Annotated in this window: 8 protein-coding genes and 1 rRNA gene; 1 reads left to right on the top strand and 8 read right to left on the bottom strand. The window is 45.1% G+C overall.

Annotation, left to right across the window (positions count from 1 at the left end; translation table 11 throughout):
* The 4 genes from E0485_RS23415 to pcrB form a co-directional block, all read right to left on the bottom strand.
* Positions 1–217: ribosomal RNA gene (locus E0485_RS23415) — 16S ribosomal RNA — on the bottom strand; the annotation flags it as partial.
* A 336-nt stretch (positions 218–553) separates the two neighbouring features.
* The gene (gene ligA, locus E0485_RS23410) at positions 554–2,581 is read right to left on the bottom strand and encodes an NAD-dependent DNA ligase LigA (RefSeq protein ID WP_132420479.1); all 2,028 of its coding nucleotides are present in this window, start codon (positions 2,579–2,581) and stop codon (positions 554–556) included.
* Between the two features lie 18 nt (positions 2,582–2,599).
* Positions 2,600–4,930: a DNA helicase PcrA gene (gene pcrA, locus E0485_RS23405; protein WP_132420478.1), complete on the bottom strand. Its 2,331-nt coding sequence runs from the start codon at positions 4,928–4,930 to the stop codon at positions 2,600–2,602.
* Entirely contained in the window at positions 4,923–5,630 is a 708-nt protein-coding gene (gene pcrB, locus E0485_RS23400; protein ID WP_132420477.1) for a heptaprenylglyceryl phosphate synthase, read from the bottom strand. Before pcrB ends, pcrA begins: the two co-directional genes overlap by 8 nt.
* Before the next feature lie 257 nt (positions 5,631–5,887).
* Between pcrB and E0485_RS23395 the strand changes: the two genes are divergently transcribed.
* Entirely contained in the window at positions 5,888–6,439 is a 552-nt protein-coding gene (locus tag E0485_RS23395; RefSeq protein ID WP_132420476.1) for a hypothetical protein, read from the top strand.
* Positions 6,440–6,453: 14 nt separating this feature from the next.
* On the opposite strand, the gene fadH is transcribed toward E0485_RS23395, so the two are convergent.
* The 4 genes from fadH to E0485_RS23375 form a co-directional block, all read right to left on the bottom strand.
* The gene (fadH, locus tag E0485_RS23390) at positions 6,454–7,218 is read right to left on the bottom strand and encodes a 2,4-dienoyl-CoA reductase (RefSeq protein ID WP_132420475.1); all 765 of its coding nucleotides are present in this window, start codon (positions 7,216–7,218) and stop codon (positions 6,454–6,456) included.
* A gap of 154 nt (positions 7,219–7,372) precedes the next feature.
* Positions 7,373–7,756: a FixH family protein gene (locus tag E0485_RS23385; protein WP_132420474.1), complete on the bottom strand. Its 384-nt coding sequence runs from the start codon at positions 7,754–7,756 to the stop codon at positions 7,373–7,375.
* 33 nt (positions 7,757–7,789) lie between these two features.
* The gene (locus tag E0485_RS23380) at positions 7,790–8,509 is read right to left on the bottom strand and encodes an ABC transporter ATP-binding protein (protein WP_132420473.1); all 720 of its coding nucleotides are present in this window, start codon (positions 8,507–8,509) and stop codon (positions 7,790–7,792) included.
* On the bottom strand, positions 8,502–9,320 hold the full coding sequence (locus tag E0485_RS23375; RefSeq protein WP_132420472.1) for an ABC transporter permease: 819 nt from the start codon (positions 9,318–9,320) through the stop codon (positions 8,502–8,504). The genes E0485_RS23380 and E0485_RS23375 overlap by 8 nt, the downstream gene beginning before the upstream one ends.
* Positions 9,321–9,328: the final 8 nt, after the last annotated feature.

The following is a 9,328-nucleotide window of genomic DNA, read 5'->3' as shown; positions in this document are numbered from 1 at the left end:
GATTGCTCCGTCTTTCCTAACCCTCTCATGCGAGAAGATTATTTACCCGGTATTAGCACACGTTTCCGTGAGTTATCCCGATCTTACAGGCAGGTTGCCTACGTGTTACTCACCCGTCCGCCGCTAAGCTATCCCCGAAGGAATAACTCCGCTCGACTTGCATGTATTAGGCACGCCGCCAGCGTTCGTCCTGAGCCAGGATCAAACTCTCCATTAAAGGTGAGCTGATTTGCTCAAAATTTCTTGCTAGCGAGATTGTTACATCTCATTATAAATCTAATTGCTAATTGCAATTCATTTGTTCAGTTTTCAAAGAGCTTTGATGGTTCATGTCAGCCTCGTTTACCGCCTCGTCCGAAGCGTGTTAACCGCGGTGACAAGAACTAATATTATCAGCTTATGTCCCTAATTGCAACCCTTTTTAAAAACTTTTTTAGTGGGAATAAATTACAGTCATTTTACAGTTATTTTTGTCCTACAAACCTATAGAAAAACAACGAGTTTCATGGGTCATAACTGACCACATTCCCCTCGTTGTTTCTCGTTCACATCCTTAGCTTTCGCCGAGCATCCGCAATAGCTCCTGCTCATCATCTATAACTGTAATTCCAAGATCTCTTGCTTTGGTTAGCTTAGAGCCTGCGCTCTCACCAGCAATAACATAGTCCGTTTTCTTGGAAACTGAACCCGTTACCTTAGCGCCAAGCGCTTCTAATTTGCGGGCTGCTTCATCACGTCCCATTAAACTAAGCGTACCTGTGAGTACGATTGTTTTGCCGAAGAACGGATTATCTTCACTAATCGGTGCTGCATCAGTGGCTGCTTCCGCTACAACTGGTGTTACCCCCGCAGCTAATAAACGTTTTATACTATCAATCGCCGTCTCACTATGGAAGAAGGTATGGATGGAATCCGCCACAATCCCCCCTACGTCTGGCAGCGTGATTAATTCTTCCGTTGTTGCAGACATTAAAGCATCAAGCGAACGGAAATGATCCGCCAAAACCTTAGTTGTTGTTTTACCGACATTCGGAATACCAAGTGCGAACAAGAATGAGGCTAAATCGCGAGTCTTGGATTTATCCAAAGCATCAAGCAAGTTACTTGCCTTCTTGGCTCCGAATCTCTCCAGACGAACAAGATCGTCATATTGCAGATCGTATAGATCAGCTGGGTCACGAACGCCCAATTCTTCATAGAGCTGTTCTGCTGTTTTTTCACTGAAGAATTCGATATCCATCGCATCACGTGATGCAAAATGTGTAATGCGACTAACAAGCTGCGGCGCACAGCCTAATCGGTTCGGACAGAATAGATGCGCCCCTCTGGTCTCAAGCTCAGTGTGGCATGATGGACAATGTGTAGGGTAGACGATTTCTGCGCCATCCGCTTCATCGTTCACTTTTCCCAGAATTTCTGGAATGACATCATTAGACCTACGAATATAAACATGCGAACCTAAAGCGAACTTTAGATTTTTGCGTTCAATGTCCCCTGTGTTGTTCAGCGTACAATTCTGCACAGTTACACCAGCTAGTTCGACAGCTTCTACCTTTGCAATTGGTGTTATCTTACCAGTACGACCTACATTCCAAGTTACGGATTCGAGAATGGTCTCGGCTTCCTCTGCTTCGAATTTGAACGCGATAGCCCAACGAGGGAACTTCTCCGTATATCCTAGCACCTCGCGTGTACGCATATCATTTAGCTTAACAACCCCGCCATCAATTAGAAAATCAAGATCTTTGCGCGCTTCGGCAATTTGGTTCAGCTCAGCAATAACCTCTTCTAATGTTTCCATAAACTTAATGTGTGGACTTACTTTAAACTTATTATCCCGTAAAAATTGAATCATTTCCTGATGTGTTGCAAATTTGCGTCCGTTTGAATAGCCAACGTTATAAAAATAAGCATTTAACTTCCGCTCTGCTGTTACTTTAGGATTCAAGTTACGAAGGGCGCCTGCTGCGGCATTGCGCGCATTCTTAAGAGGTTCGGCAGCCGTCTGGTTATAGGCTTCAAGTATAGACAGGTTCATGATCCCTTCACCCTGTACTTCAATAACCCCGTCTTGATACGGAATTTCAAATGGGATAGAACGAATCGTCTGTACCTGAGGCAAGATACCTTCACCAACTGTACCATTGCCGCGAGTGGCAGCTTGAACTAGCTGACCCTTGTCATATGTCAGGTTAAGCGTAAGTCCATCAAATTTAAGCTCCACGACAAAAGAAGGCTGTGGCAGCGGATTGTCAGGATTGTTCGAATTAAACTCGTTAACGAGTTTCAGAACACGGTTATGCCACGCTGATAGATCTTCTTCATTTTGTGCTTTGTCTAAGCTCCATAATCTTGCAAGATGTCGATGTGGCGTGAAGCCCTCGATTAAATCACCGCCAACTCGCCGTGTAGGCGAATTAGGCAGTATGGTCGATGTTTCGCGTTCCAGCTCGACCAGTCGATCATATAGCTTATCGTAGTCAACATCCGAAATTGAAGGCTCGTCAAGTGTGTAGTAGAGATAATTATGATGTGTGATCTGCTCGATGAGCGAACGCATTTCATTCATGGCTTCTAGCATGTGCATTCTCCCTTTCTCTTACGATTCTTTCGTAATTGGAGCAAATTTCGCTAACAAACGTTTCACGCCGATTGGCGCTGGAAACGCGATTTGCACTTCGGTGTCATCTCCGGTTCCTTTGACGGCAACCACGACGCCAGTGCCCCATTTGACGTGGGATACCTTGTTGCCCACGGCATAGTTGAGCATGGTGTTCACCGTGCTCGGTTGGCGAGTAGAGGCACGGCCTCTGCTCACACCACCGGTAATACCACTCGCTTGTCCAAAAGTGGTATTGCCGCTTGGTGCCGCTCCCCATGATGACGGGGAGCGAGTCTCTGCGCGGTTAGCAAAGCTGCCGCGCAAGCTGCTGCCTGTACCGCTGTCACTGTAGCCGCGATCGCGCTGCTTCTCCTGCGGTACAGCATCTTCCAGCAGCTCCTCCGGAATCTCCCGCAGGAATCGCGAAGGCGGGTTGGCACTCGTACGTCCATAGAGCATACGCATCTTCGCACAAGTAAGATGCAGCTCTTGCTCTGCACGTGTGATGCCAACGTAAGCGAGTCTCCGCTCTTCCTCTAACTCTTCTTCATCAATAAGAGAACGTGAGCTTGGGAATAAACCTTCCTCCATGCCCACAATGAAGACAACTGGAAACTCCAATCCCTTGGCGCTATGCATGGTCATAAGAGTAACCGCATCCTGCGGTCCCTCTTCTTTATCCACGGTATCAATATCAGCGATAAGCGCTAAATCGGTAAGGAACGAAACAAGCGATTTATCTTCGCTCTTCTTCTCAAATTCCATGGTTACGGACAGGAATTCTTCTATATTTTCTAAACGAGCCTTGGATTCCAAGGTTTTCTCATTTTGTAATTCTTCACGATACTGCGTTAGCTCCAGCACCTTCTCCGTTAATTCCGTTACGGTCAAATAATCCACCATATGATGAAGCGACAGCACAACCTCATAGAAATCACTTAAGGCATTCTTGGCTCTCGCCGTGATTTCAATCGAATCAAGCGCTTCTAACATCGAGAACATCGATACGTCATGACGCGCTGCTGCATCGGCAACCCGCTCCACACTGGTATCCCCAATGCCACGTTTCGGCACATTCACAATACGCTGCAAGGATAAATCATCATTCGGATTGGATAGCAATCTTAAGTAGGCCAGAATGTCCTTGATCTCTTTGCGATCATAGAACTTGATGCCGCCAACGATTTGATATGGAATATCCGATTTGATCAGAATTTCCTCGACTACCCGTGATTGTGCATTCGTACGATACAGAATGGCGTGATCGCTGAAATTTTTGCCACGTGCCCGATTACGGTTAATTTCACTTGCGATAAAATATCCCTCTGCATGCTCGGAATCTGCCTGGTAGAGCTTGATTTTGGCTCCTTCACCTTGATCTGTCCATAGATTCTTCGGCTTGCGCCCTGTGTTACGCGAAATAACCGCATTCGCTGCTTGCAGAATATTACCTGTGGAACGATAGTTCTGCTCTAGCAGAATGGTCTCTGCTTCCGGATAGTCCTTCTCAAAGTTCAGAATATTCGTAATATCTGCGCCCCGCCAACGATAAATCGATTGATCACTATCCCCCACGACACAAATACGATGGTGTTTATCGGCTAACATGCGACACAATAAATACTGTGCACGGTTCGTATCTTGATACTCATCAACGTGGATGTATTGGAATTTATTTTGATAATAATCCAGTGTTTCAGGAACCTCTTTAAAAAGCTCAATTGTTTTCATAATCAGATCATCGAAATCAAGTGAGTTGTTGTTCTTCAGCTTGCGCTGATAAGACTTATATACTTTGGCAACAATGCTTAGAAAGTAATCAGCGCCAGCGCGGTTCTCGTACTGCTCTATGCCAATCAGTTCATTCTTAGCGGTTGAGATCTCAGCCTGCACAGCTTTGGGTTCAATTTTCTTCACATCAATGTTGAATTCCTTCATACATGCTTTGATAACCGACAGTTGATCTGAAGAATCTAGAATAGAGAAATTGCTGGCATAACCAATACGCATAATATCTTTGCGCAAAATCCGAACACACATCGAGTGGAAGGTCGATACCCAGATATCATTACCTGAAGAACCGATCAGCTTGTCTACACGTTCTTTCATTTCTCGTGCAGCTTTGTTCGTAAATGTAATGGCAAGAATGCTCCAAGGCGCTACTCTTCTAGTTGCGATCAAATTCGCGATACGATGCGTCAGCACCCGCGTCTTACCACTCCCCGCTCCAGCCATAATAAGCAGCGGACCATCCACAGCTTCGACTGCTTTGCGCTGTTCTGGGTTAAGTTTATCAATTGACTGATGAATATTCGTACTATTAAACATATTGTTTTCTCTCCAATCCCACAACATATAACGTTTGAAGTGCAGCATCCAAATCATCATAGACGATATTGCCTACAACAATGGTATCGGCTGCCGCTGCTGCGGCTTGTGCTTTTTCCTGATTATCGATCCCGCCGCCATAAAACAATTGCGTATTCCGAAGCGTTCGACGCATTTGCCTTACCAACTCCATATCGCCAAAAGTTCCACTATATTCAATATAGAAAATTGGCATATGGAACAAGTGTTCTGCTATTCTAGCATACGCTTCTACGTCCTGAACATCAACAGTTGTTTCTGCATTTGTGAGCCTCGCTGCATCTGAATCTGGATTCAAGATCACATAGCCCTCTGCTAACACTTCTTCCCAATCCATGATCGCTCCATACTCTTTGAGTACTTCTGCATGCTGACCCACAATCCATTTGGGATCTTTGGAGTTGAGCACGACTGGAATTAAATATAGATCAAACCCGGGGACAATCGCATCCCGATGTGAAACTTCCAGTACGCAAGGCACTTCGAATTGCCTGATACGAGCTAGTAAATCGACTGTATTATCATAAGTGACTCCCGTTGAGCCACCGACTATTATTCCATGTGTGCCAGACGTACAAATACGTTCCAAATGTTCGTCTGATAACGTTTTGTCTGGATCTAGCTTGAACACGTGCTTCCATGATGTGATATCTACGATCAACGAATTCCCTCCACTCTTACTATTACAATGGAACAAATACACCGTTCCAATCTCAGTCTATTCTACCGTTAAAAAGCTGTCAAATGCGTGTAAGATGAATCACAACATGTGCGGCTCACGCAAAAAGACGCCGGTATGGAACCAACGTCATATATGAAAGAACATTATATATAATTACTTTGTATGATCTATGCAGTTGATGGTAAAATCTAGTAAATACCTGCGCGTACTTTTAAAACAATAGAAAGGGGAATTTGATGAAAAAGATAATTAGTGGTGCTATCCTGCTATTCATATTTGTAATTATCGTTTCCCTCTATCTAACGCAGTGGAGCATTTCCGCAAATCTCAAAAAACAAAGCTTTACCAAAAAGGATATTATCTCAGTGGAGGGTTACTCCAAGGATGCCGAACACTTAACCCAGATTTACCTTTTAGCTGATTCGAATAAAATCGGTATTGTCGGATTAACAGATCAAGGTTTCGGCATCTGGAAAGATGAACAGTTAGGCTGGGTTATTACGAACCCAAAATTCGAAGAATTTGCTACATCCTCAATGAGCATTCATAAGAATCGGGGTATTAACGGCTATATAGAGACACATATATTTGTGGCCGCCTATCTGGACAATGACGTGAAGCCACAAATAACTGGGAATTCAGATTTTTATTTAAATGTCGATTACTACACTGTAAATAATAAAGTATTACTCTTTGCACACGCTATTGCAGGAAGAAACGTAAGCGGTTTTGGCACTACAGAGGTAATCGATTATCTAATGAGCCGATTAAATACACAAATGAAATGAAGATATACCATCCATCAAATAAAATACTGATGCAAGGAGCTGCCGCCATCCATCGTTATGCATGCGCCATTGATATAGCCCGCTTCTGCTGATAGTAAGTAAGCCGCTAGCCCTGCAATTTCTTCAGGTGTGCCAAGTCTGCCAAGAGGAACGCCTGCAATAATGCGCTTGGCGCTTTCTGCTGAGAAGGCAAGCTTCTCCGCTCCGCCAGTTCGCTCAATCGGTCCTGGTGCAATCGCATTAACGCGGATGCCGTACTTATGCCCCCACTCGACAGCTAATGTGCGAGTCATCGCAAGCACGCCCGCCTTGGCGCTTGCCGAGTGAATCACACCTGGCCCTGCATCCCAGGCATAGGTAGCGACCATATTGAGGATGCTGCCCTTAATGCCATTCGCAATCCAATACTTGCCGACAGCAGAGCTGCAATAGAATGTGCCATTTAGCACGATATTGATAACCGAATTCCAACCATTAATCGATAAATCCTCTGCTGCCACGAGAAAATTACCAGCCGCATTATTCACTAAGAAATCAATTGTCCCAAAGGTTGCGACTGTCTGTTCAACCATCCGACCGACATCCTCTGGATTACGTACATCCATCTGAACTGGCAGCACTTGACCATCATAAGTCTCGATTTCATGCTGCGCAGCTTCCAGCTTCTCTACCGTACGTCCTGTTATGACCACTTTAGCACCTTGACTTGCAAATCTTGCTGCCATTGCCTTGCCCATCCCGCTTGATCCACCTGTAACGATAACGACTTGATCCTTCATATTGCAGCCCCCTTAAGTAAGAAGAAATGGTTGGTTAGTTTACGTATATCTACAAAAACACCCGCTCCAGTCCAGGATGCGGGTGCCTCAAATGTTATATCCAGTTTATTACAAAAACAAAAGAAATGCATTACTCTTTTACATGAAGATGATTTTATTTGCCAACGTCTACAGATTTCTTAATCGTAGCATGGATATCCGGATTGATGACATGGACGATCACTTCATGGGTTCCTGCTTCTACAAACTTCGTTGGCCCCGAATAGGTTCCGTTATTCGATTGATCGACACGGACCAATTCTCTTTTGCTTTTATCCGGGTTCTTCACTTCAAAATACACTTCTACATCGTCAAAAGTTTTAAGCCCCGTTACGTTCGTCGTTAATCGGACATCCTCATTGACTTTAACGGATGCCGGATCTGTCGTTAGATCTGCCTCCACCTTAATGCCGCCTAAATCTTCGCTGCTGCAAGCACCCAGCATAAGGGTCATAAACAGCAAACAAGCGATTAGAAGCCATGACTTGCGTCTTTTCATGTGGATCAGTCTCCTATCCCGTAATCTCTATTACTATTGGTTAGCAATTAATTGTGTAAACACTTGATGCAATCCATGTTCGCCATTTGCTTGCCTATATTCGGACACACGGCCTTGGCTAAGAATTCTTCCATGATTCAAGAAAATCGCTTCGTCTGCCGCCTCTGCAGCTACATCTAATTGATGCGTAGAGAACACAATCGTGTGTCCCTCTGCTTTTAGCTGCAAGACGAGCTGGGCAAAAGTTGCGGTCCAATAAGGATCTAATCCATTCGTAGGCTCATCCATTACAAGCAAGGCGGGTTTAGCAAGTAAAGCCTGCGCGAACAATAGACGCTGACGCATTCCCTTGGAGAAAGCAGCTACCTTCTTATGCCGCACTTCCGCCAAATCCACAAGCTCTAGTGTTTCTAGCGCTCTTGCATCCTTAATGCCTTTGAGCTGAGCATAGAAACGAATCGTCTCCCAAGCTGTCAGCGTTGCACCAAAGTTAAAGTCGTCAGGCATGTAGCCAATATTCTCCGCATAGCGTTTACGGTCCTGCTTCCACTTCACACCGCCTACCTCAACGGTTCCCGTAGTTGGCTGTGAAATACCGACCAGCATGCGGATGATCGTGCTTTTGCCAGCCCCATTGCCTCCGCATAGTGCGAGCACTTGCCCTTGTTCCAGTTTATAATCAAACGGTTCTACAATCAATTGCTTTCCGATTTTCTGGCTAACGCCTTGCATGTCGATCATCTCATTACCCACGACGTCTCCCCCTCTCCCAGACGAGCATTGCCGTTCCAAGCGCAATCGCTACCCATAATAGGCAAGCAAGGATGAAGATCGGTACACCCCATGGACTTTGAATCCAAGTAACCCACTGATAATACTCAGGACCGAATATCGAGCCACCGCCCATTTTGACGACCATAAAGATGCGCACAAGTTCTGCTGGATTGAGGAATGTTAAGCCGATAAGCGCAGGTTTGATCAGGCTATAATGCAGCCATCCTAATACAGAGATCAGCAGAGTAGACCAGCCGATAATATAAATAAACCATGCACTCACCCCGATCGTCAGCGCCTGCCAACGATTCCGTGAAAGAGTTCCAATCCATATCGCTACCCCCAAGAACAAGAATACGACCAGGAGCGAGAAGGCAAAAAAGAAAGCAAGAGACGAGAACGTAAATCCTTGTCCAAGTAAAGCGCCAAGCACACCCGATATCCCGTACCCGAATGCAACGATCACTGCCAGAACGACAAAGAGTCCGATAAACTTACCTAGCAAAAAGGAAGATGTCGATAAAGAATAGGTTGATAATAAAGCCCAACCCCCTTCTTCCTTCTCTGCAGTAACGGCGAATGAACCGAGCAGCAGCGTCATTAAAGGCAATAAATACAAGATCAAGTTAAGCATCGTTCCTGTCGTATGCGTATAGCCTTGCAGGCTGCTTTGTGACTGAATGAGCAGAAGCGCTAAACTAAAGAATGAAAACAAGGCTAGAAACGAATAAGCCCATGGATTGCGAAAACCAAGCTTAATCTCGCGAAGCGCGATTATGAATACATTCAAAGCGTTTC

It is taken from the genome of Paenibacillus albiflavus (assembly GCF_004344915.1).
Lineage (GTDB): Bacteria > Bacillota > Bacilli > Paenibacillales > NBRC-103111 > Paenibacillus_AM > Paenibacillus_AM albiflavus.
The sequence above is the reverse complement of the archived record's forward strand: the minus strand, read 5'-3'. Positions and strand labels throughout refer to the sequence as shown.

Bases quoted from the DNA above. Each gene is read 5' to 3' on its own strand.
- ligA (WP_132420479.1), bottom strand. From the start codon at position 2,581: ATGCTAGAAGCCATGAATGAAATGCGTTCGCTCATCGAGCAGATCACA.
- pcrA (WP_132420478.1), bottom strand. From the start codon at position 4,930: ATGTTTAATAGTACGAATATTCATCAGTCAATTGATAAACTTAACCCA.
- E0485_RS23395 (WP_132420476.1), top strand. From the start codon at position 5,888: ATGAAAAAGATAATTAGTGGTGCTATCCTGCTATTCATATTTGTAATT.
- fadH (WP_132420475.1), bottom strand. From the start codon at position 7,218: ATGAAGGATCAAGTCGTTATCGTTACAGGTGGATCAAGCGGGATGGGC.
- E0485_RS23385 (WP_132420474.1), bottom strand. From the start codon at position 7,756: ATGAAAAGACGCAAGTCATGGCTTCTAATCGCTTGTTTGCTGTTTATG.